Here is a 25,809-nt window from a genome sequence, read left to right as displayed (position 1 = left end):
GCGCGGCTGGCTCGGAGAACGGGTGCGGGTCCACAAGACGCCTGGAGCGGGGCCTCGTCCCGATGGACGAGGCCCCGCTCCGGCCCCCGTGACCCGGCCGGCCTCAGCCGGTCGAGCCGCCCTCAGTGGCCGATCCGCGACGCCGCCGGGCGACCAGCCCGAAGCCCGCGCCGGCGAGCAGGAGCACGGCGCCCGCCGTCAGAGCCACGGACATCGAGTCGGCGCCGGTGTCCGGCAGGTCGGGCTCGCCCGGCTCACCGGGCTCCTCGGGAGCCGGCGGCTGCGCACCCGGCGTGTAGTGCTCGGTCCGGCAGTCCGGGTTCCCGTCCGGCGCCGGCACGCAGGTGGCGTCGTCGTCCAGGCTGGTGACGACGTTGCGGATCGTGGCGTTCTCCGCGTCGCCGACCGTCACCGAGTAGGTGATGGTGACGATCTGCCCGACGGCGAGGTCACCGGTCCAGGTGAGCTGGGTCCCGTCCAGCGACACCTCACCCGACGTGGCCGCGGCGTCGTCGTTCCAGTCCGCGTACGGAGACACGCCGGAGAGGTCGTCGGTCACCGTCGCGCCGATCACGGGCACCGGGCCGTCCTGCTCGACCAACACGGTGTAAGTGATGACGTCGCCCTCCTCGACGTCGGAGCCGGGGGCCGGGTCCGAGGTCTTGGAGTACGTGTACCCGCTGCTGAAGTGCTCCGTGGTGCAGGCCTTGTCCTGCCCCTCCGCGGGCACGCAGTGCTCCGGGTCCGGCGTGGTGACGACGTTCCTCAGGTGCTGGTCGCCGTCGGAGGTGACGGTCACCGAGTAGGTCACCGTCACGACGTCGCCGGCCGCGAGGTCGCCGGCCCACGTCAGCGTGGTCCCGTCGAACGCGGCCTCACCGCCCGACGCCTCGAGGTCGTCGTTCCAGGTCGCGTCGTCGAGCACGTCGGCCAGGTCGTCCTCGAAGCTCGCCCCGACCGGCGCGCCGAAGGTGTGTGTCACCGTCACCGTGTAGGTGACGACGTCGCCCTCCTCGACCGTCGCGCCCGACTCGGGGTCCGACGTCTTGGCGACCACGTAGTCGCCCATGACGTGCGTCGTCGTGCAGTCCGGGTTCTCGTCCGCGGCCGGCACGCAGACCCCGTCGGGGTGCGGTGAGGTGACGACGTTCTTCAGCTGGTCGTCGCCCTCGCCGAGCGGCCCGACGGTCACCGAGTAGGTGAGCGTGACGACGTCGCCGACGGCGAGGTCGCCGGTCCAGGTGAGCGTCGGGTCGGCGAACGACACCTCGCCCGCCGAGGCCGTCGCGTCGTCGTTCCACGTCGCGTCATCGAGCACCGCCGACAGGTCGTCGTCGACCGTGGCGCCCTCGACCGGCGCCGCGCCGACCTGTGAGATGACGACCGTGTAGGTGACGACGTCGCCCTCCTCGACCGTCGCGCCCGGTTCCGGGTCCGACGTCTTCGAGTAGGTGAACTCGCCGTTGACATGCTCGGTGGTGCAGGCCTCGTCCTGCCCCTCCAGGGGCACGCACTGCTCGGGGTCCGGCGTCATGACGACGTTCTTCAGGAACCGGTCGCCCTCGGCGGTGACGGTCACCGAGTACGTGACGGTCACGACCTCACCGACCGCGAGCGGGCCCGACCAGGCCAGCGTGGGCTCGTCGTACGTCGGCTCCGGGCCGGACGAGGCGGCCGCGTCGTCGTTGTACGTGGCGTCGTCGAGCACCTGGGTCATGTCGTCGGTGAACCCGGCCTCTGCCACGGCGCCGGCCCCGTTCTGCGTCACCGTCACGGTGTAGGTGATGACGTCGCCCACCTCGACCTCCGAGCCGGTCGCCGGGTCCGACGTCTTCGTGACGACGTAGTCGCCCTTGACGTGGTCGGTCTCGCAGTTCGGGTTCTCGTCCGGCGCCGGCACGCACACGCCCGGATGACAGTCCGGGTCGTCCGGCTCGCAGACCGACGTGACGACGTTGTGCAGCTGGTCGTCGCCCTCGCCGACCGCGGTCGTGGTCACCGAGTAGGTCAGCGTGACCACGTCGCCGACGGCCAGGTCGCCGTCCCAGCGCAGCGTCGGCTCGGTGTAGGACACCGTCCCCGAGGTGGCGGCGGCGTCGTCGTTCCAGGTGGCGTCGTCGAGCACGGCCGTCAGGTCGTCCTCCACGAACGCGCCCGCCACGGCGCCCTCACCGTGCTGCTCGATCAGGACGGTGTAGGTGACGATCTCGCCGACCAGCACCGTCGAGCCTGGCGCCGGGTCGGCCGTCTTGGAGTACTCGTACCAGCCGACGCGGATCGGCGGCGGCTCGCACGGGTTCTCTTCGCCCTCGGCCGCGTCGGGGCAGCCGGGGGACCAGACGCTGTTGTCGACGACGGTGTCGCCGTCGGCCTCGAGGCCCGCGACGTCCTTCACCGTCACCGAGTAGGTGATGGTCGCGACCTCGCCCACCGGGACCACGCCCTCCCAGGAGAGCACCCCGTCGGCGTAGGTGACGGCGCCGATGTCGGCGGCCGCATCGTCGTTGTAGACGGCGTCGTCGAGCACGTCCTCGAGCGAGTCCGTCCAGGCCGCCGAGGCGGGCACCGGGCCCTCCTGCGCGACGGTGATGGTGTAGGTGATCGTGTCACCGGGCTGCACCGTCGAACCCGGAGCCGGGTCCGACGTCTTCGCGACCGCGTAGTCCGAGACGTACAGCGGGGCCGACGTGCGCATCACCAGCTCGGTGTGCTCGGCCCGCGCCTGCGCCCGGTTGACGTACACGTCCCCGGCCTCCGCGCCGTCGGTGGTGATCGGCACCTGGAACGAGAACGTCCCGCCCGAGGCCAGCTCCGGCCCGATCACCCGGATCGCGGTCGGAGCCGCCGGCCGGGTCGTGGTCCAGCCGGCGGTGTTGCCCGACGGGTCGCCGGCGGCGCCGTTGGACGCGTCGGCGGGATCGTCGATCAGGGTCGCCGGGTCGGCGTCGGTGTAGTACAGCGTCCCGCCGTCGGGCAGCACGACGTCGTCCAGCGTGTAGGCGCCGGAGAACGACGTCCCGCGCTGGTCGCCGTTGTACGGGAGGATGTCGATGGTGTCGGTGAACGCCTGCGGGTAGGGATCGGCCGACTCGATCGTCACCGTCCACGACCCCGAGCCGACGCCGTAGCCGTTGACGTTCGGGATGTACTCGACGTCCGAGGTCTTGAGGATCGTCGTGTAGCCGTCGGTCGAGACGGCCACCTGCGCGTCGTCGTCGACGCTGATGTCCCCGTACGTCGCCTCGACCGTGTTGGTGAGCCGCGTTCCCGGTTCGACCGAGGAGTCGGCGACGGCCTGGTAGGTGAGCTCGTTCGCCACGTTGGTGGCCACGCCGTCGAGGTTCCAGGTCAGCACGTACCGGCCGGAGCCGTCAGGCGCCACCACGGGCTCGGGATCCGCCGATCCCTCGACGTACGTCATGCCGGGAGGCAGCGTGTCCACGAGTTGGTAGCCGTCGACCGTCGGCGGAATCGCGCCGGTCCCGTTGGCCGAGTAGGTCAGCGTGAAGTCGACCGGCACGCCGGGCGTGACGACGCTCTGCTCCGCGGTCTTCGTCACCGCCGGGGTGGCGCCGATGACGTAGAGGACGTCGCGGCCGGAGCCGATGTAGGGGTAGCGCATCCCCGGCGTGCGCGGGCCGCTGCCGTCGGTCGGGTCGAGGGTCCGGCTCGGCCGGGACCAGTCGCCGTTGATCGCCAGCTCACCGAACTCCCAGACGTCCTGGCCGATCGGCGTGTCGTCGTTCACGACGAAGTGCACCTGGAGCGGGACGTTGGCCGCCCCGGCGACCGCGGCGAACGGGTAGGTCGCCCGCACCGCCTTCACGGTGGAGAGGTCGGCCGGCTCGGTCGTCGTCCAGCCACCGGGATCGGTGGCGCAGGTGAAGCCGTTCGGGTCGTAGCCGCCGCTGCCAGGCGTCACCGACGCCTCGGTGCCCACGTAGTACTCGACGGTCGCCCCGACCACCGACGGGCCGCCCCAACTCGTCCACAGGTCGTAGTCGGTGAAGGTCACGTGGGCCGAGTCGAGGATGACGCACTGGCTGATGACGTCGGTCGGCGCATGGTCGCCCGTGCCGAGGCCGTGGACCGTCGTGGCGTCGACCACCGTTCCGGGCGAGACCTTGAACTGGTTGCTCCACCAGGACGGCACCTCGATCCCTGAATAGTCCGGCCGGTACGCGTTGCTCCAGCCGCCCCGGGTCCAGGTCTTGCTCGACACGTTGTTCGCCGGGTCGTCCTCGGACGTCTCGCCGGCCGGTGACGTGTAGACCGGGGCGTCCGACGTCAGGGTGATGCTGTCGTTCTGCACGCCGGCGACCCGGAACCAGACCGAGCCGCTGGCCACGGCCTGGGTGTCGGTCGGCAACGGCCGGCCGGTCGAGTCCTGGGTCGGCACCTGGACCCGCGAGTAGTCGATCCCGGCCAACGTCAGGGCGAACGTGTTCGGCCCGGTCTGCGTCAAGGTGCAGCTGTCGACGAACGGCGCGGTCTGCTCGGCGGCATGGGTGTCGTCGGACCACGGGTGCCCGATCGCTCCAGCCGGGTTTCCGGCGGCGCCGCCGGCGAAGGCGGAGCAGGCGTTCGGGCCGACCGCCAACGCCGCCCCCGTGCCGGTGCTGGTCGTGAGGGTGTACGTGACGGAGTCAGGGCCCGGGTCGCTCCCCGCCCCGAGGAACAAGGTCCATTCCAGGTCCAGGTCGACGAAGTCGCCCTCGTCGTCGTAGGCGACACCTGCGGTGGACGAGCTCCAGGCGATGTCCATCCTGAAGGGGTTGTCGATCGGGATCGGTGGCACCTCGGCGGTGAGCCCGTCGATGGTGCCGATCGCGCTCACCTCGTCGCCGGTTTCGCCGTCGGCCTCGATGCCCGTCTGGACGACGACCGCGGTGCCCTCACGATGGGTGCCGAGATTGCACAGCAACGTGCGACGATCCGCCGAGATCTCTGACACCGGGTCGACGTCGTTCGTCAGGCAGGCCTCGGGGACGGCGTCGAAGAAACCGTGCTCCAGAGTGACCGAGAAATTGACGTTGTCGACGTCCTCATTGCCAGGCGCCTCCTGGTCGTCATTGACATTCACCCGCCATTCGGCGACCACCGGAGTACCCGAAGCGACTACGTCCGGAGGGTCGATCCAGCGTCCGGTGATCTCGTACACCGGCGCGGCATCGGCCACTCCGGTGGTCGCGATCGCCATCCCGGCCGACGACGTCACCATCACCAGCGCGGCCGCGAGGCCACGGCGTACGCGTGGCCGCCGCGCACCGCCTCTTCCACGAGTATCTGACTTGATCGGTCCTGCGGACATGGTGCCTCCCCACCCACTACGAAAAGCCGAACAAATTGCCCCCCGGCAACACATCGAAACGCGCCGGCGTGCATTTCCGACCGGCCCGAAGCGACGGCGCCCAGCTTTACAGCCCGCTCCTCCGTGGCGCAGGAATGCGGCGTAATCACACCGGTCGGACCAGGGTGTTTCTGGGTTGAGAACCGGGGTGAATGAGGGTGAGAAATGGGTGAGTTCATTCATCCGTTCGGCTGACTTCGGCGCCTTGGACGCCCGGAGCTGATACCTCATTGACCACGGCGTCGAGCCGGGGTGTCGCACTCACCCCGTGCTCACCCCGCTCCGGCGCCGGACCGGCCGCCCGGCCCGGCGGATCCGGATACAGTCGGCTCAACCCATCGATGCGATCGTGAGGTACGACGTGAGTGCTCGAGATCTCGCCGAGATCGTCGCGGACGGTCGGTGGGACGATTTCGCGACGCTGTGCGACAACAGCTTCTTCCGGATGTCCCTGATCTGCCCGGCGGAGCTGCAGGATGCTCTCGAGGCGGCACCGGAGGAGTGGATCCGGCGGTATCCGCGGCAGTACTACGCCCGCGCGGGACTGCGGGCCATCAACAAGCGCTTCTCGGTCTTCGAGACCGAGCCGCTCGAGGTGTTCACCGCCTGGGTGGGCGAACAGGATCCGGTGCTGACCCGCGACGCCGTCACCCTGCTGATCGCGCAGCTGCAGTACCGGCGCTTCATGGGGCAGTTCGACGAGGCCCTCCGGGTAGCCGACCAGATCGAGCAGGCGATCGAGACCTCGACCGACTACGTCGACTTCGACGACTTCGTGGCCTGCATGTTCTTCCCCGTCGGGGCGACCAGGCTGATGACCGGCGACCTCGCCGGGGGCATCGCCGCGTTCAGCTCCGCGCTGCGCTGGAGCCAGCACTGGCAGCCGCACCCGGCCGAACGCCACGCCCGCAACTACCTCGCCACCACCCTGGCCCTGGCCGGCGACTTCCGGGCGGCCGCCGAGCTCGTCGATCCGCAGGTGCCGGTGCGCCAGTCGGAACCGGGCACGCTCGCCTTCCTCTACGAGTGCGGAGGCGCCTTCGCACCGGCCCTGATCGCCCTCGGCGCGCACGACCGCGAGCAGGCCGCGGCCGCGCTGGACCACCTCGACGAGGCGGCGAAGACCGACGAGTTCTGGTGGCTCGGCGTGCACGCCCAGGCGCTCTGGCAGCTGCACTGGGGCGAACCGCAAGAGGCCGCCGCGCTGGTCGAGCGTTCGCTGCTCACCTTCCGGCAGCTCGCGCCGGCCGGGTCGATGGCACGCACGCTGCTGGTCAGCGACCTCGCCGACACCTACCAGGCGCTCGGCCTGGTCGACCGCGCCATGAACCTGCTCGACCAGCCCGACATCGCCGGCGACGCACCCTGGACGCTGATGTCGCGGGCACGCCTGCACAACCTGACCGGCAACCCGCGCGCCGCCCTCGACCTGCTCGGCACCGACGGCGTGCGCACGCCGTTCCTCCCGACCCGGGCGTCCTGGCACCTGATCCGCGCCAACGCCTACCACCTGCTGCAGAACGACGAGCGAGCCGACGAGGCGCTCGGCGCCGCGGCCGGCGGCATCACGAAACTCGGCGATCGCCTCGCCGTCGCCGAGTGCGCCGCGGGCCTGCGCGAGCGCCTCGCCGCCCTCGTCGACGACCCGCCCGACGCCCGCACGCTCTACCGGTACCAGCGCTCGCCCCAGCTCACCCGCCGCGAGCTGGAGATCCTGCTCGCCCTGCGCACCAAGACGTCGGTGCGCGACATTTCCCAGCAGCTGTTCCTGTCGCCGAACACCGTCAAGACCCACCTGCGCAACCTCTACCGCAAGCTCAGCGTCAACACCCGCGAGGAAGCCCTCCAAGCGACACGCAAGATGGAGTTCTGAGGGCGGTCCGCCACGCGCGGTGACGGCGGGCGGCGGCCGGCGTCGGGCATGATGTGCCGATGCGCGTCGAGGTGCCGTGGGCGGGCGTCGGCTATCCGCGACCGTTCCGCCGGCACCAGCGCCTCGCCCTCGACGCCCTCGGCGCGGCCTTCGCGGCGGGCCGGCGCCGCGCGTGGGTCGTGTTGCCGCCCGGCGCGGGCGGCGAACCCGTGCGCACCGCCACGCCCGAGGGCGAGGGCATCCTCGTCACGCATCGCGGCCTCGACCCGTTCGCCGCGACGACCGCGCTGCGCGTCGCGTGGCGCTGACGCACTGGGCATCCGTTCGGTCCTGCTACATTCGCTTCGTCCGTTGCGATGGGATCCGAGGAAGCCGGTGCGACTCCGGCGCGGTACCGCCACTGTGAGCGGCGCTTCGTGAAGCGTCCGTGAGCCAGATACTCGCCCCACTCGTACCTTTCGAGCACGGGGCGGCGTACCCCCAGAAAGGCTGTGCCGAGTCGTGCACTCCTTCTCTCCCTTCCCTTCCGCGTCCATCGTGGCCGTCGTGGTCCTCGTGCTGGCCGGCTGTGCGGCCGGCGACAGCTCCGAGGATGTGGCCGCGGGCGGCACCACCGTGAGCAACTGCGGCATCGACGTCACCGTCGACGGCCCGCCGGAGCGCGTCTACGCCGCCTACCAGCCGGCCATCGAGATCGCCCATGCGCTCGGCATCAGCGACCGCCTGGTGGAGACCGCGTTTCTCGACGCACAGGTGCTTCCGGATTACGCCGAGGCGCAGGACCACGCGGCCTACGTCGAGCGACTGCCCAGCCGCGAGGCGCTGCTGGCCACGGGACCGGACTTCGTGCTCTCCGGCTACAACAACGTCTTCACCGAGGACGGAGCGGGCGACACCAGCTTCGGCACTCGGGCCGGCCTCGCCGAGGTCGGCATCCAGTCGTGGATCCTCAGCCCGCTGTGCCCGAGCGCCGACGGACTCTCGGACGAGGCGATCGACCCGGCCACCGTCCGCGTCGACACCATCTTCGACGACCTGCGCGACTTCGGCACCCTCTTCGGCGTCGAGGAGCGCGCCGAGGAGATCATCGCCGATCAGCGGACTCGCATCGAGGCCGTCGGCACCGCCGTCGCCGGGGCGCCGCGACCCAGCGTCGCCATCGTCCTCCTCGACGAGGGCGGCGGCATCCGGGTCGCCGGCGGCGTCGACTTCGGCACCCAGATCATCGAGCACGCCGGTGGCGTGAACGCCTTCGAGGATCTCACCGAGCGGCGGCACGTCGAGATCGACCTGGAGGAGCTGATGCGCCGCGACCCGGACGTCATCCTCACCAGCACGTGCTGCGACGCCTCCTACACCCGCGAGGACGGCGCCGAGGAGGTGCGCTCCATCGTCGAGAACCCGGCCCTCGCGGGGGTCGCCGCAGTGCGCGACGACGCCGTCTACCCCTTCCTCTTCGCTGACCGGGCCGCCGGCGTCCGCGCCGCGCACGCCATCGAGCTGCTCGCCTCGCTGCTGCACCCCGACCTCGTCGAGCCCGGTCAGGTCGGATCCGGAACGGAGTAGAGCGTGGCGACGGCCGTCGCGGCGCCGCTCCGTGCCCGGTCCGCGCTGCTCAGCTGCGGGCGCAGTCGCGGGCTCGGCCTCCTCCTGGCCGCGGTGGTCCTGGTGCTCGTCGCGCTCGGCTCGGTGCTGATCGGGACGTTCTCGGTCACCGTCGCCGACGTGGCCGCCGCCGTCAGCGGACCGCCGGAGAATGACGTGGAGCGAGTCGTCCGGCACCTGCGCATCCCGCGGGTCGTCACCGGGCTGCTGGCCGGGGCGGCACTTGGCATCGCCGGCGCGGTGATGCAGGGGGTCACCCGCAACCCCCTGGCCGGCCCGGGTCTGCTGGGCGTCAACTCCGGCGCGGCCCTGGCGGTAGTACTGGCGATGACCGGCTTCGGCATCACGACCGCCGCCGGCTACGTGTGGTTCGCGTTCGCCGGCGCCGCCATCGCCGCCGTCGTCGTCTACACCCTCGGCTCGCTCGGCCTGGGCGGCGCCACCCCCGTGAAGCTGGCCCTGGCCGGCGCAGCCTTCACCGCGCTGCTGGGGGCCCTCACATCGATGATCACCCTCCAGGACGCCGCCACCATGGACGACTTCCGCTTCTGGGTCGTCGGGTCGCTCACGCGGTCCGACGGCGCGTCGCTGATCGCGGTGGCGCCGTTCGTCGCCGCCGGAATCGTCCTGGCCGCCAGCTTGACCCGGACGCTCAACGCGCTCGCGCTGGGCGACGACCTAGCCCGCGGCCTGGGCACCCGGCTGTGGGCCGCCCGCGCCGCCGCGGCCCTCGCCGTCGTCCTGCTCGCCGGAGGCGCCACGGCCATCGCCGGTCCGCTGGGATTCATCGGCCTGGTGGTGCCGCACATCGCCCGGATGATCGCCGGACCGGACTACCGCTGGGTGCTGGCCTGGACGTCGGTGCTGGCGCCGACGCTGCTGCTGATCGCCGACACGGCCGGGCGCGTGGTCGTCCGGCCCGAACAGCTCCAGGTCGGGATCATCACCGCCCTCGCCGGCGCGCCGTTCTTCCTCTACCTCGTCCGCAACCGGAAGGTAACCGGAGTATGACGGCGCTGGTGCGGCGCGGGCCGACCCGCGACACCGTCGTGCTGACCCCGGGACGGGGGCCGGTGTCGGTCCGGGTGAGCCGCTCCTCCGTGCTGTTCACGACGCTCGCGGGCGGGGCCGCCGTCGCGGTGGCCGTCGTCTCGCTCACCCTCGGGGTGTTCCCGATCCGGGCCGGCGACGTCATCGGCATCCTCGGCGGCGGAGGAACGCTCATCGAACGCGACGTCGTGCTCGACGACCGCCTGCCCCGGGCGCTCACCGGGCTCGGCGCCGGCGCGGCCTTCGCGCTGTCCGGCGCCGTCCTGCAGCGGATCGCCGCCAACCCGCTGGTGAGCCCCGACGTCCTCGGGATCAACTCCGGCGCCGCGATGGGCGCGCTGGTCGTGCTGCTCGTCCTGGGCGGCAGCGGCGTGCAGGTCGTCGTCGGCGCACTGGCCGGCGCCGTCCTCACGGCCGTGCTGATCCTGCTCATCGCCTACAAGCGCGGCCTGCACGGGTTCCGGCTGGTCCTGGTGGGGGTCGGTGTCGCCGCGATGCTCTCGTCGGCGATCTCCTACCTGCTCACCCGCTCGGACCTCAACCGGGCGATGAGCGCCGCCGCGTGGCTGACCGGCAGTCTGGCCAACCGCGGCGGCCTGCACGTGACGATCGTCGCCGTCGCCCTGATCGCCACCACCCCGGTGCTGATCGTCGGGGCGCGGCACCTGCGGCTGCTGGAGCTCGGCGACGACCTCACCCGCACGCTCACCGGCGCCGGCCAGGGTCGCAAGGTGGTGCTGCTGCTGGCGGCGGTGGTCCTCGCCGCGCTGGCGACCGCGGCCGCCGGCCCGATCGGCTTCGTCGCCCTCGTGGCGCCGCAGATCGTCCGCCGTGCCCTCGCCGAGCGGCAGGCCGGCCTCGCCCCGTCCGCCGCGGCCGGCGCCCTCCTGGTCGTCGGCGCCGACCTCGCCGGCCGGCTGCTCTTCGCGCCGTCCGAGCTGCCGGTCGGCGTGCTGACCGCCGTCCTCGGCGCGCCGGTCCTGCTCTACCTCCTCGCCCGCGCCCAACGGATCGGAGCCGCCGGATGACCGACGCGTCCCCTCAGCCGGTCGCGCTCGCGGCCGAGGAGCTCAGCCTCGGCTACGCCTCGTCGGTGATCGTCGACCGGGTCACCATCGCACTCCCGCCGGGACGGATCACCGCGATCGTCGGGCCCAACGGCTGCGGCAAGTCGACGCTGCTGCGCGGGCTCGCCCGGCTGCTCGACCCCCAGCACGGCCGGGTCCACCTCGACGGCGCCGACCTCGCCACGGTGCCCACCCGCGTCCTCGCCCGGCGACTCGGCCTGCTGCCGCAGCAACCCGTCGCTCCCGACGGCATCACGGTCGCCGACCTGATCGGCCGCGGCCGCCACCCGCACCAGCGATGGTTCCGGCAGTGGAGCGCCGACGACGACGAGGCGGTGGCCGGCGCGATGGCGGCGACCGGGGTCGGGCGACTCGCGGAGACCCCGATCGACCAGCTCTCCGGCGGTCAGCGACAGCGGGTGTGGATCGCCCTGGCGCTGGCCCAGGACCCCGGCATCATGCTGCTCGACGAGCCGACGACCCACCTCGACCTCGCGCACCAGCTCGACGTCCTCGACCTCCTCGTCTCACTCAACCGCCGGCTCGGCCGCACCATCGTGCTCGTGCTGCACGACCTCAACCTGGCCAGCCGCTACGCCCACCATCTGGTGGCGATGCGGGACGGGAGCGTGGTCACCCACGGTGCTCCCGAGGAGGTCGTCACGCCGCAGACGGTTCGCGACGTGTTCGGCGTGCGAGCCGAGGTCATCATCGATCCCGTGGTGGGCACCCCGCTGGTGCTGCCGCACCTGTCAGCCGAGCGAGCCTCCCGCGACGTGGCCGAGGCCGGACAGGACGGCTGACCGGCTGGAGTCGTCCGACGCCAGCACGCCGCCGTTGGCGACGTCGTCGGGCTCGATGTGCTCGAAGGCGATGCGGACGTCGCCGGGCCGGGCCCCGAGCTCGGTGACGGCGGCCTCGGTGACGGCGACGGCGAAGGCGCGCTTGTGCTCGACGGTGCGCCCGCTCAGCAGCTGGACGGTGATGCTCGGCGTACGGATCAGTTCCCTTCGGAGTGCGGTGACGACGGGTCGCTAACGGGCGCTCCAGCCTCCGTCCACGAGCAGGACGTGCCCCGTCACGTAGGCCGAGGCACGGGAGGACAGGAAGACCGCGGCGCCCACGAGGTCGGCCGGGCGGCCCCACCGGCCGGCCGGGATGCGCTCGCCGATGCTCGCGGCGCGGGCCGGGTCGGTGCGCAGCCGGGCGGTGTTGTCGGTGCCGATGTAGCCCGGCGCGATGGCGTTGACCTGCACGCCGCGCGGCGCCCACTCGTTGGACAGCGCGCGGGTGACGCCGGCGACGGCGTGCTTGCTCGCCGCGTACGCCGAGACGCCGAGGCCGCCCTCGAAGGAGAGCAGACTCGCGATGTTGACGAGGATGTCGACGTCGTCCGGCAGCACGTCGTCCAGTGCGCCGCCGGTGAGCCCGACCGCGATGGCCCGGCCGATGCCCCGGCTCACCCCGAAGGAAGTGCTCTGGCAGGCCGGGTCGGCGGTCCGTCGTCGACTTCGAACGCCGGGCCAAAGACGCAGGTATGTACACCAGCCCCAAAGTGAATCGGCCTGGCTTCTGTTCCTATCGGGGGCCTTGTCTGGCGGGTGCCAGCTGGGCTGATCCGGGGTCGGCGTAGTACGCGTCCTCGACCTCGATCGGGGTGTGCATGTCGAGCTTGCTGTGGAGGCGGGAGTTGTTCCACCACCACACCCACTCGAGGGTCGCGAGCTCGACCTTTTCGATCGTCTGCCAGGGTCCGCGCCGGCGGATCAGCTCGGTGTCGTAGGGGTTGTTGACCGCCTCGGCCATCGCGTTGTCGAAGCTGTCCCCGGACGGTCCCCGTCGACGCGACGGCACCGAGCTGGACGATCCGATCCGTGTAGATCATCGCGGTGTAGTTCGACCCGTGATCGGCGTGATGGATCAGCCCGTCGAGCCGGCCGCCGGCACCCCACGCGGCCATGTCCAAGGCCTGCATGGGCAGGATCTCCGACCCGCAGCGTGGCTGCGACGTTCCAGCCCACGATGCGGCGAGAGTAGACGTCGGTGACGAACGCGACGTAGGCGAGCCCGGACCAGGTGGCGACGTAGGTCACATCGCAGACCCAGAGCCGCCGGCACGTGCTACCCGCGCTCGGCGAGGCAACGACGCCGCTCGTGGACAAGGTCATCAGCAAGGTTGCTTCTGACGCCGGGGCACCCACTGCCAAGACCTGCCGGTCCGTCATCTCCGGGGTGCTGGCGTTGGCCGTACGTCGTGGCGCCCTGATGGTGAACCCGGTCCGCGAGGTCGAGGCAATCGAGTCGCCCAAGAAGCCGCCGCGTTCGATCAGTGAGGAGCTGGTCGACTGGTTCGCCGCCCTCCGGGCCGACAAGCAGGCGGTGCGGAAGGATCTTCCCGACCTGACGTTGTTCATCTGTCGACGGGATGCCGCATCGGGGAGGCGCTGGCGGTCCTGTGGGACCAGGTGGACCTGACAGCGGGGAACGGTCGACGTCATACACACCATCGTCCGTGTCACAGGCCAGGGCCTCATCCGTAAGTGGATCAAGAACTGCTTCGATCGGGCGCTGCCGCTGCCGCTCGTGGCCGTCGCGATGCTCAGGCGTCGGTTCGTGCCGGGTATGCAGCTCGACCGCCCGGTCTTCGCGAACAGCCTGGGTGGGTTCCGCGATCCGTCGAACACCAGTCGAGACATTCGTGTGGCCATGGGACCGGCCGCTTTGGAGTGGCTGACGTCGCACCGCTACCGCAAGACGACAGCGACCGTCATGGATGACGCCGGGTTCTCCGCTCGGCAGGTGGCCGACCGGATCGGGCAAGCTGGCGTGTCGCTGACGCAGGACAAGCTACCGGGGCCGGCGCGTCGCCACCCCCGGCCGCCGCTGAGGCGCTGGACGTGAAGTTCCGCGATGCGGCGGAAGGCGAGAACCATGGGCAAACCATGGGTCGCTGTGTGGAGCCGAATAGCCCTCTGGCCTGTGACCTTGGGTGTTGGCTCCCGCACCTGGACTCGAACCAGGAACCCTCTGATTAACAGTCAGATGCTCTGCCAATTGAGCTATGCGGGATCGGCAAACCGAACGTTCCGGCCGACGCTGAACCTTACCAGGCGAGGGGGCCCGGATCCCAATCGGTTCGGGGTCAGCCGAGGACGTGCTCTTCGTAGCGTTTGCGCATGAGTGCGACCACCTCGTCGGGGTCGGCGGCCCAGAGGTCGGCGTTGAAGATCTCGACCTCGATGGGGCCGTCGTAGCCGGCGGCTTCGACCAGCCGGCGGAAGTACCGGAAGTCGATGTGGCCGTCGCCCATCATGCCGCGGGACAGCAGCGCGTCGGCGGGGAAGGGGGTGATCCAGTCGCACACCTGGAAGCTGGCGATGCGGCCCGCCGACCGCGCGATCGCCGCCTCGACGCCGGGGTCCCACCAGACGTGGAAGGTGTCGACGACGACGCCGACGGAGGAGGGGGCGAAGGGGGCGGCCAGCTCCAGCGCCTGGTCGAGCGTCGACAGGACGCCGCGGTCGGCGCAGTACAGCGGGTGCATGGGCTCCAGTGCCAGCTGGACGCCCGCCGCCTCGGCGTCGGGGACCAGCGCGCCGATGCCGTCGGCCACTCGGGCGCGGGCGCCGGCGAGGTCGCGCGAGCCGTCCGGCAGCCCGCCGACCACCATGACCAGGCAGTCCGCACCCAGTGCGGCGGCCTCGTCGATGGCCCGCCGGTTGTCGTCCAGGGCGGCGTCGCGCTCGGATCCGGGGAACGCGGTGATGAACCCGCCCCGGCACAGCGACGACACCCGCAGCCCGGCGTCGGCCACCCGCCGGGCCGCCTCGGCGACCCCGCAGTCGTGCACCGGCTCACGCCACAGGCCGATCGACCCGATGCCGGCCCGGACGCACCCGTCGACGGCCTCGGCGACCGACCACCGCTCCGTGGTCCGCTGGTTCAGCGACAGCCGGTCCATCACACCACTCCGTAGGCCGACAGCAGGGACGAGAACCGCGCGGCCGCCAGCGGCGGGTCCGGGAACAGCCCGGCGGTGTCGGCCAGCTCGAACGTCCGCACCAGGTGGGGGAGCGACCGCGCGCTCTGCAGCCCGCCGACCATGACGAACCCCGGCTGCAGGCCGGACAGCCAGGCGAGGAACGCGATACCGGCCTTGTAGTAATAGGTGGGCTCGCCGAACACCTGGCGGGCCAGCGGCACGGTCGGCGCGAATGCGTCGTCGTACGCGGACAGGTCGCCGCGGTCCAGCGCCTGCAGGGCCGCCGAGGCCGCTGGCGCGATGGCCGCGAAGATCCCGAGCAGCGCGTCGGACGAGCCGCGGATCAGCTCCGGATAGTTGTAGTCGTCGCCGGTGTACAGCCGGACCCCGTCGGGGAGCCGGGGGCGCAGCGCCTCCTCGAACGACGCGTCCAGCAGCGACACCTTGATGCCGTCGACCTTCGCCGCGTTGTCCGCGATCAGCGACACCACGTGATCGGCGGCGACGCCCACGTCGCCGGCGCCCCAGTAGCCGGCCAGCGCGGGGTCGAACATCGGGCCCAGCCAGTGCAGGATGACCGGCGCCGACGCCTGCGCGAGCAGCCGGTCGTAGACCTTCCGGTAGTCGTCCGGGCCGGCCGCGACGGCGGCCAGCTGGCGGCTGGCCATGAGGATGACCTGCGCGCCGGCGTCCTCGACGACTGCGAGCTGCTCCTCGTACGCGGCCGCGACCTCGTCGAGACCGGAGACCGCGCCGGTCAGCTGGTCGGTGCCCGCGCCGGCCGCGATCCGCCCGCCGGCGGACCGCGCCTCGGCGGCGCTGCGCCGGATCAGCTCCTGCGTCGCCGCCCAGTCCAGCCCCATGCCGCGCTGCGCGGTGTCCATCGCCTCGGCGACGCCCAGCCCGTACGACCACAGGTGGCGCCGGAACGCCAGCGTGTGATCCCAGTCGACGACGGCGGGCGCGCCCGGCCGGTTCTCGCCCAGCGGGTCGGCGACGACGTGGGCGGCGGCGAACGCGACCCGCGACGTGAGCGGCGCCGTGGGCCGCTCCCATGCGCGCGGCGAGTTCATCGTGTACGTGCGCAGCGCGCCGTCCGCCCCCGGCAGCCGCAGTTCCGCGCCACTCACAGCGTCAGCTCCGGCAGCTCGACGCGGCAGCCGTCGTCGGACGACTGCAGCCCGGCCTGCGCGAGCCGCACGCCGCGGGCGCCGGCCAGGAAGTCGTACGGGTGCGGGGCGTCCTCGGTGACGTGCCGCACGAACTGCTCCCACTGCGCCTTGAAGCCGTTCTGCGGCGGCGTGTTGTCCGGCACGTCCTGCCACTGGTCGCGGTAGCGCTGCTCGTCGGCGAGGTCGGGGTTCCACGTCGGCCGCGGCGTCGCGGTGCGCGGCTGGATGGTGCAGTGGTGCAGCCCGGCGACGGCGCTGCCGAGCGTGCCGTCGACCTGCAGCTCCAGCAGCTCGTCGCGGTGCACGCGGACCGCCCACGACGAGTTGAACTGCGCGACCACGCCGCCGGCCAGCTCGAAGATCGCGTACGCGGCGTCGTCGGCGGTGACGTCGTAGCGCCGGCCCCGCTCGTCCCACCGCTCGGGGATGTGCGTGACGGCGCGCGCCGTGACCGCCTCGACCCGGCCGAACAGGTTCGTCAGCACGTAGTCCCAGTGGCAGAACATGTCGACGACGATGCCGCCGCCGTCCTCGCTGCGGTAGTTCCAGCTCGGGCGCTGCGCCTCCTGCCAGTCGCCCTCGAACACCCAGTAGCCGAACTCGCCGCGCACCGACAGGATGCGGCCGAAGAAGCCGCTGTCGATCAGCCGGCGCAGCTTCAGCAGCCCGGGCAGGAACAGCTTGTCGTGCACGACACCGTTCTTGACGCCCGCGGTCTTGGCCTGCTTGGCCAGCGTCAGCGCGCCCTCGACGGACTCGGACACCGGCTTCTCGGTGTAGACGTGCTTGCCGGCGTCGATCGCCTTGACGATCGACTCCTCTCGCACCGACGTGAGCTGGGCGTCGAAGTAGATGACGTTCGCCGCGTCGCCGAGTGCGGCGTCGAGGTCGGTGGTCCACCGTTCCAGGCCGTGCCGGGTCGCGAGGTCGCGCAGCTTCTCCTCGTTGCGGCCCACCAGGACCGGGTCGAGCGTGACGCGGGAACCGTCGGACAGTTCGACCCCGCCCTGCTCGTTGATCGCGAGGATCGACCGGACCAGATGCTGCCGGTAACCCATCCGGCCGGTGACGCCGTTCATCACGACACCGAGCGACTTGACTGCCATGCCACCTCCTGTGGAAAGCGCTTGCCCACACACCGTACGGTGTCCCGGCGCGGGCGCGCAAGCTCTCGTGTGACGGGGATGTCACCAGGTGGCGGGCGGTTCGGGGCGAATTAGTCGTTCCACCTGGCCAAATAGGGAAGGCGCTTACCCGGCGAATCGGCGATGTGACCGGGTCGTCGCGGAGCGGCCCGGGCCGCCCGGACGGAGGACGACGCGGCGACGTGCGGAGCTGAGGGCCGGCCGGGCCCCGGCCGTCAGCCCGAGATGGTGCGGGTGCTCTGCCGGAGGACGACCTCGCCCTTGATCCGCCGGGTGCGCGGCTTGGTTCGCTCGGCAGCGCTGAGTACGAGCTCGAACGCCGACGCGCCGACCTTCTCCAGTGGCAGCCGGACGGTCGTCAGGGCCGGGTTGACGTCGCGCAGGGTGCTGATGTCGTCGAAGCCGGCGAGGCCGAGGTCGCGCGGTACCTCGAGGCCGTGCTCGCGGGCCGCCACCATGGCGCCGACCGCCATGACGTCGTTGACGGCGAAGACGCAGTCGAGCTCGCCGATGCGGTCGAGCAGCGTGTTCATGGCCTGGTAGCCGCCGTCGCGGGTGAAGGCGCCGTGGGCGACGAACGCGGGGTCGAGGTCGATGCCGGAGCGGCCGAGGCCCTCGCGGAACCCGTGGACGCGATCGCGCGCGGTGAGCATGGCGTCGGGGCCGGCCAGCACGCCGAAGCGCCGGTATCCGAGCCCGACGAGCTCGGTGGCGAGGTCGCGGGCGCCGAGCCGGTTCTCGATGACGACGGTGTCGACCGGCAGCTGCTTCTGCGAGATCGCGACGACGTTGCCGCCGTCGTTCTCGAAGATGTCGATCTCGCGGCGCAGCGCTTCGGCGACGGGGCTGTCGTCCATGCGGCTGCCGGCGAGGATGACGGCGCGGCTGCGCTGCCCGCGGAGCGCGACCAGGTAGTCGACCTCACGCTCGGGTCGGCGCAGCGTGCTGCCGAGTGTGACGAGGACATGATGCCCTTCGGCGGCCTCCATGACGCCGGCGGCGATGGAGGAGAAGTACGGGTCGGCGATGTCGTGCACCACCAGGCCGACGACGTTGGTGCGGCCGCGCGCCATGGCCTGGGCCTGTGCGTTGGCGGCGTAGTTGAGGCTGCGGGCGGCGGCGAGGACCCGCTCGCGGAGGTCGTCGCCGACCTTGCGGGTGCTGCCGTTGAGCGCGCGCGACGCCGTGGCCAGCGAGACGCCGGCTCGGGCCGCGACGTCCATCAACGTGACCGAACCGCGCGGTTGCTCGGCCATGACTCTCCCGTCATCGAAGGAATGCGCTTCCACGATAGACCTCGGAGCCCGGTCCGGACCTGAGACGCCACGAGGACGGCTACGTCAGCATGTTAGTTTGTCTAGACAAAGTGGAAGGAGCGGGCATGCGCGTGGGATTCGTCGGGGTCGGCCGCATCGGGGCGGCGCATGCGCAGGTGGTGCGCGACCATCCGGCGGTGTCGGCGGTCCGGGTGGCCGACGCCGATCCGGTCCGGGCCGGCAAGGTCGCCGACGAGCTGGGCGTCGAGGCGGTCGCCACACCGGGCGATGCGTTCCGCGACGTCGACGCCGTCGTCATCGCGGCCGCCACGTCGGCGCACGCCGAGTTGATGATCGCCGCCGCCGCGGCAGGGCTGCCGGTGTTCTGCGAGAAACCGGTCGCCTCCGACGTCGCGGGGACGCGCGCCGTCCTCGCCGCGGTCGAGGCCGCGGGCGTCGCCACCCAGATCGGCTTCCAGCGCCGGTTCGACGCCGGTTACGCCGCCGCCCGCGCCGCGGTCCGCGCGGGCCGCCTCGGCGAGGTCCGCCGGCTGCACCTGATCACCGCCGACGCCGAGCCGCCGCACCCGTCGTACGTCCCGACCTCCGGCGGCATCTACCGCGACTGTCACATCCACGACTTCGACATCCTGCGCTGGGTCACCGGCCGCGAGGTGGCGACGGTGTACGCGACCGGCGCGAACCGCGGCGCCGAGGTCTTCGCCGCCAGCGGCGACGTCGACGAGTCGGCGGCCGTCCTGACGCTGGACGACGGCACGCTGGCGACGCTGCAGGGCTCGCGTTACAACGGCGCCGGCTACGACGTGCGCATGGAGGTCGCGGGCACGGCGGGCACGTACGTCGTCGGGCTGGACGAGCACGCGGCGCTGACCTCCGCCGAGCCCGGCGTGACGTTCCCGGAGGGCACGCCGTTCCGCGAGTTCTGGTCCCGGTTCCGGCCCGCCTACGAGGCCGAGATCGCCGCGTTCGTCGACGTCGCGCGCGGCGAGCGCGAGAGCCCGTGCACCGTCGCCGACGCGCTGGAGAGCTTCTACGTGGCCGAGGCGGCCACGCTGTCGCGGCAAGAAGGGCGCGTCGTCGCCGTCGAGGAGGTCCGCGCGTGACGCTGGACGTACTGACCATCGGCCGGGTCGGCGTCGACATCTATCCGAACCAGGCCGGCGTCGGGCTCGAGGACGTCACCACGTTCACGAAGTACCTCGGCGGCTCGGCCACCAACGTGGCCGTCGCCGCCGCCCGGCACGGCCGCCGCTCCGCCGTCATCACCCGCACCGGCGACGACCCGCTCGGCCGGTTCGTGCACCGGGCGCTGACGGGCTACGGCGTCGACGACCGGTTCGTGACGCCGGTGCCGGACCTCGCCACCCCCGTCACGCTCTGCGAGATCTTCCCGCCGGACGACTTCCCGATCTACTTCTACGGCCGCACGCCCACCGCGCCCGACCTGCAGATCCGCACCGACGAGCTGGACCTCGACGCGGTGCGCGGCGCCGGCATCTTCTGGGCGACGGTGACCGGGTTGTGCCAGGAACCGAGCCGCACCGCCACCCTCGCCGCGCTCGAGGCACGCGGGAGGAACGGCATCACCGTCCTCGACCTCGACTACCGGCCGATGTTCTGGGCGTCGCGAGAGGCCGCCCGCCCGATCGTCCAGCAGGCTCTGCGGCACGTCACGCACGCCGTCGGCAACCTCGACGAGTGCGAGACGGCGGTCGGCACCCGCGACCCGCACGCCGCCTCGAAGGCCCTGCGCGAGGAGCACGGCGTCGCCGTCGCCGTCGTCAAGCAGGGCCCGAAGGGCGTGCTCGCCGTCGACGACACCGGCGAGCACGAGGTCGCGCCGATCCCGGTCGACGTGCTCAACGGGCTGGGCGCCGGCGACGCGTTCGGCGGCGCGCTGTGCCACCAGCTGCTGGCCGGTCGCCCGCTGAGCGAGGCGGTCCGCTTCGCCAACGCCGCCGGCGCGATCGTCGCGACGCGGCTGGCCTGCTCGGACGCCATGCCGACGACGGCCGAGGTGGCGACGTTCCTGGAGGGGCCGATGGAGGGTCATGATGTCCGCTGACCAGCTGCGCTCGATCGTCGAGACGCGCATCCACCGGCCCGAGGCGATCGCCGCGGCCGCCGCCGCCCGCAAGCGGCCGGGCACGCTGCTCGGGCCGACCGGCAAGCTCATGGTCATCGCGGCGGACCACCCGGCCCGCGGTGCGCTGCGGGCCGGCCGCGACGCGCTGGCGATGGCCGACCGCGGCGACCTGCTCGACCGCCTGGTGGTCGCGCTGAGCCGTCCCGGCGTCAACGGCGTGCTCGGCACCGCGGACCTGCTCGAGGACCTGCTGCTGCTCGGCGCGCTGGACGACAAGGTCGTGGTCGGCTCGATGAACCGCGGTGGCCTGGCCGGCACGGTCTTCGAGGTCGACGACCGGTTCACCGGCTACGACGCCGGCGGCATCGACGCCATGGGGTTCGAGATGGGCAAGATGCTGCTGCGCATCGACCCCGACGACCCGGCGACGGCGCCGACGCTGCAGGCCTGCGCGCACGCCGTCGACGAACTCGCCGAGCGCGACAGGATCGCGCTGGTCGAGCCGTTCATCTCCTACCGCGACGCCGACGGGCGGTTGCGCAACGACCTGTCGACCGAGGCGGTGATCCGGTCGGTGACGGTGGCCGCGGGCCTGGGCAACACGTCCGCCTACACCTGGCTGAAGCTGCCCGTCGTCGACGACGACCCGGCCGGCATGGAGCGGGTGCTGGCGGCGTCGACGCTGCCGGCGGTGCTGCTCGGCGGTGAGGTGCCGGACGACCCGGACGCGGCGTTCCGGCAGTGGGAGAAGGTGCTGCGGTTGCCGACGGCGCTCGGCCTGGTGGTCGGGCGGACGCTGCTGTACCCGCCGGACGGCGACGTCGCGGGGGCGGTCGACACGGCGGTGAGCCTGCTATGAGCCGGTGGTACCACCCGGCCGGGTCCGCAGGCCGCGGCCCGTACGCCGTCGAGCTGACGCCATCGGCCGTCGAGGGCTGGCGGTGGACGTCGCTGCGGGTGCTCGAGCTGGGACCGGGGGAGTCGCACACGTTCGAGTCCGGCGCCGAGGAGCTGTTCGTGCTGCCGCTCAGCGGCGGCGGCACGGTGGTCGTCGACGGCGAGCGGTTCGAGCTGACCGGCCGGCCCGACGTGTTCAGCGGGCCGTCCGACACCGTCTACGTGCCGCGCGACGCCTCGGTCACCGTCACGGCCGCCGGCCACGACGCCGACGGCGCCCGGTTCGCGCTGCCGGCCGCGCCCTGCACCAACCGGCTGGCCGCCCGCTACCTCGCCGTCGACGACGTCGCCGTCGAGATCCGCGGCGCCGGCAACGCCACCCGTCAGGTGCACAACTTCGGGTCGGCCGACACCTTCGACGCGGACCGCCTGATCGCCGTCGAGGTGGTCACGCCCGCCGGCAACTGGTCGTCGTACCCGCCGCACAAGCACGACGTGGACGAGCCGGGCGCCGAGTCCGAGCTGGAGGAGATCTACTACTTCGAGGTCGGCGCCGGCCCGTCCGGTCCCGGCTTCGGCTACCACCGGGTCTACGGCACCGACGACCGGCCGATCGACGTGCTCGCCGAGGTGCGCACCGGCGACGTCGTGCTGGTGCCGCACGGCTGGCACGGCCCCTCGGCGGCCGCGCCCGGCTACCACCTGTACTACCTGAACGTCATGGCCGGCCCGGGCGCCACCCGCGAGTGGCTGATCAGCGACGACCCCGCGCACGCCTGGGTCCGCGACCAGTGGGCCACGCAGGCCCCCGACCCCCGTCTCCCGATGGGACGCACCACCCCGACCGCCATGGAGGAGCAGCGATGAGGCTGACGGTCGCGCAGGCCACGGTCCGGTTCCTGGCCGCGCAGTTCACCGAGCGCGACGGCGTCGAGCACCGGCTGATCGAGGGCTGCTTCGGCATCTTCGGGCACGGCAACGTGGCGGGCATCGGCCAGGCGCTGCTGGAGGCCGAGGTGGCCGATCCCGCCGTCCTTCCGTACCACCAGGCCCGCAACGAGCAGGGCATGGTGCACGCGGCGGTCGGCTACGCGCGCATGCGCAACCGGCTGTCGACGCTGGCCTGCACGTCGTCCATCGGGCCGGGCGCGACGAACATGGTCACCGGCGCCGCGCTGGCGACGATCAACCGGCTGCCGGTGCTGCTGCTGCCCGGCGACGTGTTCGCCACCCGGGTCGCCGACCCCGTCCTGCAGCAGCTGGAGCTGCCGTACGCGCCGGACGTCACCGTCAACGACACGTTCCGGCCGGTGTCGCGGTTCTTCGACCGGGTCTGGCGGCCCGAACAGCTGCCGGGCGCGCTGCTCGGCGCGATGCGGGTGCTCACCGACCCGGCCGAGACGGGCGCCGTCACGCTGGCGATGCCGCAGGACGTGCAGGCCGAGGCGTTCGACTGGCCGGCCGAGCTGTTCGCGAAGCGGATCTGGCACGTGCCGCGGGCCGTCCCGGAACCGGCCGCCCTGGCCCGCGCCGCCGCCGTCATCCGCGGCGCGCGGCGGCCGCTGATCGTCGCCGGCGGCGGCGTCATCTACAGCGAAGCGACCGACGCGTTGCGCGCGTTCGCCGAGGCCACCGGCATTCCCGTCGCCGAGACCCAGGCCGGCAAGGGCAGCCTGCCGTTCGACCACCCGCTCGCGCTCGGCGCCGTCGGAGCGACGGGGACGCCCGGCGCCAACCGGTTCGCCCGCGAGGCCGACGTCGTCATCGGCATCGGCACGCGCTACAGCGACTTCACGACGGCCTCGCGGACGGCGTTCCAGGACCCCGGCGTGCGGTTCGTCAACGTCAACGTCGCCGCGTTCGACGGCGCCAAGCACGCCGGCCTGCCGGTGGTCGCCGACGCCCGCGCCGCCCTCGAGGCGCTGGCCTCCGCGCTGGCCGGCTGGTCGGCGCCCTCGGCGTACCGCGAGGCCGCGGCCGCGGCGAACGCCGAGTGGGACGCCGTCGTCACCGCCGCCTACGCCGCCGAGCACCGGCCGCTGCCCGCGCAGACCGAGGTGATCGGCGCCGTCAACGAGGTGAGCGCGCCGCGCGACGTCGTGCTCAACGCGGCCGGCTCGATGCCCGGCGAGCTGCACAAGCTGTGGCGCACCCGCGACCCGAAGGGCTACCACGTCGAGTACGGCTACTCGACCATGGGCTACGAGATCGCCGCGGGTGTCGGCGTCCGCATGGCCGTGCTTGCCGAAGAACCGGACCGCGACGTGTTCGTGCTGGTCGGCGACGGTTCCTACCTGATGATGGCGCAGGAGCTGGTAACCGCCGTCCAGGAGCGGATCAAGGTGATCGTGGTGCTGGTGCAGAACCACGGGTTCGCCTCGATCGGCTCGTTGTCGGAGTCGCTCGGGTCGCAGCGGTTCGGCACCGCCTACCGCTACCGGTCCGGCGAGAGCGGGCGGCTGGACGGCGGCGTGCTGCCGGTCGACCTCGCCGCCAACGCGGCCAGCCTGGGCGTCACCGTCGTCCGGGTGGCGACGGTGGACGAGCTGCGTGCGGCGCTGCGCGACGCGAAGGCGGCGCCGGCCGACGGCGGCCCGATCCTGATCCACGTCGAGACCGACCCGCTGGCCGGCGCGCCGGACAGCGACTCGTGGTGGGACGTCCCCGTCAGCGAGACGGCGGCGCTGGACACCACCCGCGCGGCGCGCGCGGAGTACGAGCGGCAGAAGAAGGCACAACGGCCTCTCGTCGGGCCGGACACGGAGGAGAACGACGCATGAGGACCATCGAGCACTGGATCGGCGGCGCCGCGACGCGGGCCGGGTCGACCCGCACCGCGCCGGTGTGGAACCCGGCCACCGGGCAGCAGCAGGCCGAGGTGCTGCTGGCCGAGCCGTCGGACATCGACCTTGCCGTCTCCGCCGCCGCGAAGGCGTTCGAGAGCTGGTCGCAGACGTCGCTCACCAAGCGCACCAAGGTGCTGTTCGCGTTCCGCGAGCTGGTGTCCCGGCACGCCCGGCAGCTGGCCGAGATCATCGCCGACGAGCACGGCAAGGTCGTCTCCGACGCTCTCGGCGAGGTGCAGCGCGGCCTCGAGGTGGTCGAATTCGCCTGCGGCATCCCGCACCTGCTCAAGGGCGACTTCTCCGACCAGGTCTCGACCGGGGTCGACGTGTACGGCTTCCGCGAGCCGCTCGGCGTCGTCGCCGGTATCACCCCGTTCAACTTCCCGGTCATGGTGCCGATGTGGATGCACCCGGTCGCCATCGCCTGCGGCAACACGTTCGTGCTCAAGCCGAGCGAGCGGGACCCGTCGGCGTCGCAGCTGGTGGCGTCGCTGTGGGCCGAGGCCGGGCTGCCGGACGGCGTCTTCACGGTCGTCAACGGCGACAAGGCCGCCGTCGACGCGCTGCTGGACCACCCCGACGTCGCCGCGGTGTCGTTCGTCGGCTCCACCCCGATCGCCAAGTACATCCACCAGCGGGCCAGCGCGAACGGCAAGCGGGTCCAGGCGCTCGGCGGCGCGAAGAACCACGCCGTCGTGCTGCCCGACGCCGACCTCGACTTCGCCTCCGACCACCTGGTCGCGGCGGCGATGGGCTCGGCGGGCGAACGGTGCATGGCCGTCTCGGCGGCGGTCGCCGTCGGGACCGGCGCGGACCAGCTGGTCGAGACCGTCGCGGCGAAGGCGGCCGCGGTCCGGGTCGGCCCCGGGCGCGACGAGGCCAGCGAGATGGGGCCGGTCGTGACCGCCGCCGCCCGCGACCGGATCACCGGCTACATCGACGCCGGCGAGCGGCAGGGCGCCACCCTCGCCGTCGACGGCCGCGGGCTGGTGGTGCCCGGGCACGAGGACGGCTTCTTCGTCGGCCCGACGGTGCTCGACCACGTCACGACCGAGATGGACGTCTACCGCGACGAGATCTTCGGGCCCGTGCTGTCGGTGGTCCGCGCCGACGACGTCGACCAGGCCATCGCGCTGATCAACCAGAACCCGTACGGCAACGGCACGGCCATCTTCACCGGCTCCGGCGAGGCGGCGCGGCGGTTCCAGCGCGGCGTGCACGTCGGCATGATCGGCATCAACGTGCCGATCCCGGTCCCGATGGCCTACTACTCCTTCGGCGGCTGGAAGGACTCGCTGTTCGGCCAGTCGCACGTCCACGGCCCGGAGGGCATCGCGTTCTACACCCGCGCCAAGGTGGTGACGGCGCGCTGGCCGCGCGTCGACCACCCCATCGCCGCCAGCTACCACTTCCCGACGACCACCTGACGCCGCCCCGCCCCGGAATGATCACGTTAAGG

General features: G+C 72.3%; 21 protein-coding genes, 1 tRNA gene, 1 pseudogene and 1 riboswitch. Of the genes and pseudogenes, 14 read left to right on the top strand and 9 right to left on the bottom strand.

Going from position 1 to position 25,809, the window contains the following annotated elements; all coding sequences use genetic code 11:
* Positions 1-103: 103 nt before the first annotated feature.
* Positions 104-5,200 carry a DUF7927 domain-containing protein gene (locus tag DZA62_RS17685; RefSeq protein WP_198663890.1) on the bottom strand — a complete coding sequence of 1,699 codons (5,097 nt, stop codon included), beginning with the start codon at positions 5,198-5,200 and terminating at the stop codon, positions 104-106.
* A 511-nt stretch (positions 5,201-5,711) separates the two neighbouring features.
* Between DZA62_RS17685 and DZA62_RS17680 the strand changes: the two genes are divergently transcribed.
* The 6 genes from DZA62_RS17680 to DZA62_RS17655 all read left to right on the top strand — a co-directional run bounded on the left by DZA62_RS17680 (position 5,712) and on the right by DZA62_RS17655 (position 11,748).
* Complete coding sequence (locus tag DZA62_RS17680) at positions 5,712-7,223, top strand: LuxR C-terminal-related transcriptional regulator (protein ID WP_157987735.1); 1,512 nt, start codon at positions 5,712-5,714, stop codon at positions 7,221-7,223.
* Between the two features lie 59 nt (positions 7,224-7,282).
* Positions 7,283-7,531 carry a hypothetical protein gene (locus DZA62_RS17675; protein WP_116950234.1) on the top strand — a complete coding sequence of 83 codons (249 nt, stop codon included), beginning with the start codon at positions 7,283-7,285 and terminating at the stop codon, positions 7,529-7,531.
* A riboswitch (cobalamin riboswitch) is annotated at positions 7,532-7,685 on the top strand.
* 84 nt (positions 7,686-7,769) lie between these two features.
* Positions 7,770-8,789 (top strand): ABC transporter substrate-binding protein, encoded by a 1,020-nt coding sequence (locus DZA62_RS17670; protein ID WP_198663889.1) that lies wholly within the window; start codon positions 7,770-7,772, stop codon positions 8,787-8,789.
* Between the two features lie 3 nt (positions 8,790-8,792).
* Positions 8,793-9,839 (top strand): FecCD family ABC transporter permease, encoded by a 1,047-nt coding sequence (locus DZA62_RS17665; protein ID WP_116950232.1) that lies wholly within the window; start codon positions 8,793-8,795, stop codon positions 9,837-9,839.
* Positions 9,836-10,906, top strand: coding sequence for a FecCD family ABC transporter permease (locus tag DZA62_RS17660; protein WP_116950231.1), 1,071 nt, complete (start codon positions 9,836-9,838; stop codon positions 10,904-10,906). The genes DZA62_RS17665 and DZA62_RS17660 overlap by 4 nt, the downstream gene beginning before the upstream one ends.
* Positions 10,903-11,748, top strand: coding sequence for an ABC transporter ATP-binding protein (locus tag DZA62_RS17655; protein ID WP_116950230.1), 846 nt, complete (start codon positions 10,903-10,905; stop codon positions 11,746-11,748). The genes DZA62_RS17660 and DZA62_RS17655 overlap by 4 nt, the downstream gene beginning before the upstream one ends.
* Here DZA62_RS17655 and DZA62_RS37625 read toward each other — a convergent pair.
* From DZA62_RS37625 to DZA62_RS17640, 3 genes and pseudogenes are all read right to left on the bottom strand, one after another.
* The gene (locus DZA62_RS37625) at positions 11,698-11,931 is read right to left on the bottom strand and encodes a tautomerase family protein (RefSeq protein ID WP_408619078.1); all 234 of its coding nucleotides are present in this window, start codon (positions 11,929-11,931) and stop codon (positions 11,698-11,700) included. The genes DZA62_RS17655 and DZA62_RS37625 overlap by 51 nt on opposite strands.
* 48 nt (positions 11,932-11,979) lie before the next feature.
* Positions 11,980-12,324, bottom strand: a pseudogene (locus DZA62_RS17645) (SDR family oxidoreductase); the annotation flags it as partial.
* A 199-nt stretch (positions 12,325-12,523) separates the two neighbouring features.
* A complete protein-coding gene (locus DZA62_RS17640) occupies positions 12,524-12,799 on the bottom strand; it encodes an integrase core domain-containing protein (protein ID WP_157987734.1) in 276 nt (91 codons plus the stop codon).
* A 300-nt stretch (positions 12,800-13,099) separates the two neighbouring features.
* On the opposite strand from DZA62_RS17640, the gene DZA62_RS17635 reads away from it, so the two are divergent.
* Positions 13,100-13,420, top strand: a complete 321-nt coding sequence (locus tag DZA62_RS17635) for a hypothetical protein (RefSeq protein ID WP_116950227.1) — start codon at positions 13,100-13,102, stop codon at positions 13,418-13,420.
* Positions 13,421-13,528: 108 nt separating this feature from the next.
* The gene (locus DZA62_RS17630) at positions 13,529-13,846 is read left to right on the top strand and encodes a hypothetical protein (protein WP_116950226.1); all 318 of its coding nucleotides are present in this window, start codon (positions 13,529-13,531) and stop codon (positions 13,844-13,846) included.
* A 92-nt stretch (positions 13,847-13,938) separates the two neighbouring features.
* Here DZA62_RS17630 and DZA62_RS17625 read toward each other — a convergent pair.
* The 5 genes from DZA62_RS17625 to DZA62_RS17605 all read right to left on the bottom strand — a co-directional run bounded on the left by DZA62_RS17625 (position 13,939) and on the right by DZA62_RS17605 (position 18,500).
* Positions 13,939-14,014, bottom strand: a tRNA-Asn gene (locus tag DZA62_RS17625).
* A gap of 73 nt (positions 14,015-14,087) precedes the next feature.
* The gene (locus DZA62_RS17620; protein ID WP_116950225.1) at positions 14,088-14,906 is read right to left on the bottom strand and encodes a sugar phosphate isomerase/epimerase family protein; all 819 of its coding nucleotides are present in this window, start codon (positions 14,904-14,906) and stop codon (positions 14,088-14,090) included.
* Positions 14,906-16,000 carry a dihydrodipicolinate synthase family protein gene (locus tag DZA62_RS17615; RefSeq protein WP_408619076.1) on the bottom strand — a complete coding sequence of 365 codons (1,095 nt, stop codon included), beginning with the start codon at positions 15,998-16,000 and terminating at the stop codon, positions 14,906-14,908. The genes DZA62_RS17620 and DZA62_RS17615 overlap by 1 nt, the downstream gene beginning before the upstream one ends.
* A 53-nt stretch (positions 16,001-16,053) precedes the next feature.
* A complete protein-coding gene (locus DZA62_RS17610; protein WP_116950223.1) occupies positions 16,054-17,205 on the bottom strand; it encodes a Gfo/Idh/MocA family protein in 1,152 nt (383 codons plus the stop codon).
* 254 nt (positions 17,206-17,459) lie between these two features.
* The gene (locus tag DZA62_RS17605; RefSeq protein ID WP_116950222.1) at positions 17,460-18,500 is read right to left on the bottom strand and encodes a LacI family DNA-binding transcriptional regulator; all 1,041 of its coding nucleotides are present in this window, start codon (positions 18,498-18,500) and stop codon (positions 17,460-17,462) included.
* A gap of 125 nt (positions 18,501-18,625) precedes the next feature.
* Between DZA62_RS17605 and DZA62_RS17600 the strand changes: the two genes are divergently transcribed.
* The 6 genes from DZA62_RS17600 to DZA62_RS17575 are packed head-to-tail and all read left to right on the top strand — an operon-like array spanning position 18,626 to position 25,777.
* Entirely contained in the window at positions 18,626-19,624 is a 999-nt protein-coding gene (locus DZA62_RS17600; protein WP_116950221.1) for a Gfo/Idh/MocA family protein, read from the top strand.
* A complete protein-coding gene (iolC, locus tag DZA62_RS17595) occupies positions 19,621-20,586 on the top strand; it encodes a 5-dehydro-2-deoxygluconokinase (protein ID WP_116950220.1) in 966 nt (321 codons plus the stop codon). The genes DZA62_RS17600 and iolC overlap by 4 nt, the downstream gene beginning before the upstream one ends.
* The gene (locus tag DZA62_RS17590; protein ID WP_116950219.1) at positions 20,576-21,466 is read left to right on the top strand and encodes a Cgl0159 family (beta/alpha)8-fold protein; all 891 of its coding nucleotides are present in this window, start codon (positions 20,576-20,578) and stop codon (positions 21,464-21,466) included. The genes iolC and DZA62_RS17590 overlap by 11 nt, the downstream gene beginning before the upstream one ends.
* Positions 21,463-22,371: a 5-deoxy-glucuronate isomerase gene (gene iolB / locus DZA62_RS17585; protein ID WP_116950218.1), complete on the top strand. Its 909-nt coding sequence runs from the start codon at positions 21,463-21,465 to the stop codon at positions 22,369-22,371. The genes DZA62_RS17590 and iolB overlap by 4 nt, the downstream gene beginning before the upstream one ends.
* Complete coding sequence (gene iolD, locus DZA62_RS17580; protein ID WP_116950217.1) at positions 22,368-24,284, top strand: 3D-(3,5/4)-trihydroxycyclohexane-1,2-dione acylhydrolase (decyclizing); 1,917 nt, start codon at positions 22,368-22,370, stop codon at positions 24,282-24,284. The genes iolB and iolD overlap by 4 nt, the downstream gene beginning before the upstream one ends.
* On the top strand, positions 24,281-25,777 hold the full coding sequence (locus DZA62_RS17575; RefSeq protein WP_116950216.1) for a CoA-acylating methylmalonate-semialdehyde dehydrogenase: 1,497 nt from the start codon (positions 24,281-24,283) through the stop codon (positions 25,775-25,777). The genes iolD and DZA62_RS17575 overlap by 4 nt, the downstream gene beginning before the upstream one ends.
* The last annotated feature ends 32 nt before the right edge of the window (positions 25,778-25,809 follow it).

Source organism: Jiangella endophytica (assembly GCF_003427025.1).
GTDB classification, from domain to species: Bacteria; Actinomycetota; Actinomycetes; order Jiangellales; family Jiangellaceae; genus Jiangella; species Jiangella endophytica.
The sequence above is the reverse complement of the archived record's forward strand: the minus strand, read 5'-3'. Positions and strand labels throughout refer to the sequence as shown.

Excerpts from the sequence above, each read along its gene's own strand:
- DZA62_RS17685 (WP_198663890.1), bottom strand. The coding sequence starts at position 5,200 with ATGGCGATCGCGACCACCGGAGTGGCCGATGCCGCGCCGGTGTACGAG.
- DZA62_RS17675 (WP_116950234.1), top strand. The coding sequence starts at position 7,283 with ATGCGCGTCGAGGTGCCGTGGGCGGGCGTCGGCTATCCGCGACCGTTC.
- DZA62_RS17660 (WP_116950231.1), top strand. The coding sequence starts at position 9,836 with ATGACGGCGCTGGTGCGGCGCGGGCCGACCCGCGACACCGTCGTGCTG.
- DZA62_RS17655 (WP_116950230.1), top strand. The coding sequence starts at position 10,903 with ATGACCGACGCGTCCCCTCAGCCGGTCGCGCTCGCGGCCGAGGAGCTC.
- DZA62_RS17620 (WP_116950225.1), bottom strand. The coding sequence starts at position 14,906 with ATGGACCGGCTGTCGCTGAACCAGCGGACCACGGAGCGGTGGTCGGTC.
- DZA62_RS17615 (WP_408619076.1), bottom strand. The coding sequence starts at position 16,000 with ATGAACTCGCCGCGCGCATGGGAGCGGCCCACGGCGCCGCTCACGTCG.
- DZA62_RS17610 (WP_116950223.1), bottom strand. The coding sequence starts at position 17,205 with ATGGCAGTCAAGTCGCTCGGTGTCGTGATGAACGGCGTCACCGGCCGG.
- DZA62_RS17605 (WP_116950222.1), bottom strand. The coding sequence starts at position 18,500 with ATGGCCGAGCAACCGCGCGGTTCGGTCACGTTGATGGACGTCGCGGCC.
- DZA62_RS17600 (WP_116950221.1), top strand. The coding sequence starts at position 18,626 with ATGCGCGTGGGATTCGTCGGGGTCGGCCGCATCGGGGCGGCGCATGCG.
- DZA62_RS17590 (WP_116950219.1), top strand. The coding sequence starts at position 20,576 with ATGTCCGCTGACCAGCTGCGCTCGATCGTCGAGACGCGCATCCACCGG.
- iolB (WP_116950218.1), top strand. The coding sequence starts at position 21,463 with ATGAGCCGGTGGTACCACCCGGCCGGGTCCGCAGGCCGCGGCCCGTAC.
- iolD (WP_116950217.1), top strand. The coding sequence starts at position 22,368 with ATGAGGCTGACGGTCGCGCAGGCCACGGTCCGGTTCCTGGCCGCGCAG.
- DZA62_RS17575 (WP_116950216.1), top strand. The coding sequence starts at position 24,281 with ATGAGGACCATCGAGCACTGGATCGGCGGCGCCGCGACGCGGGCCGGG.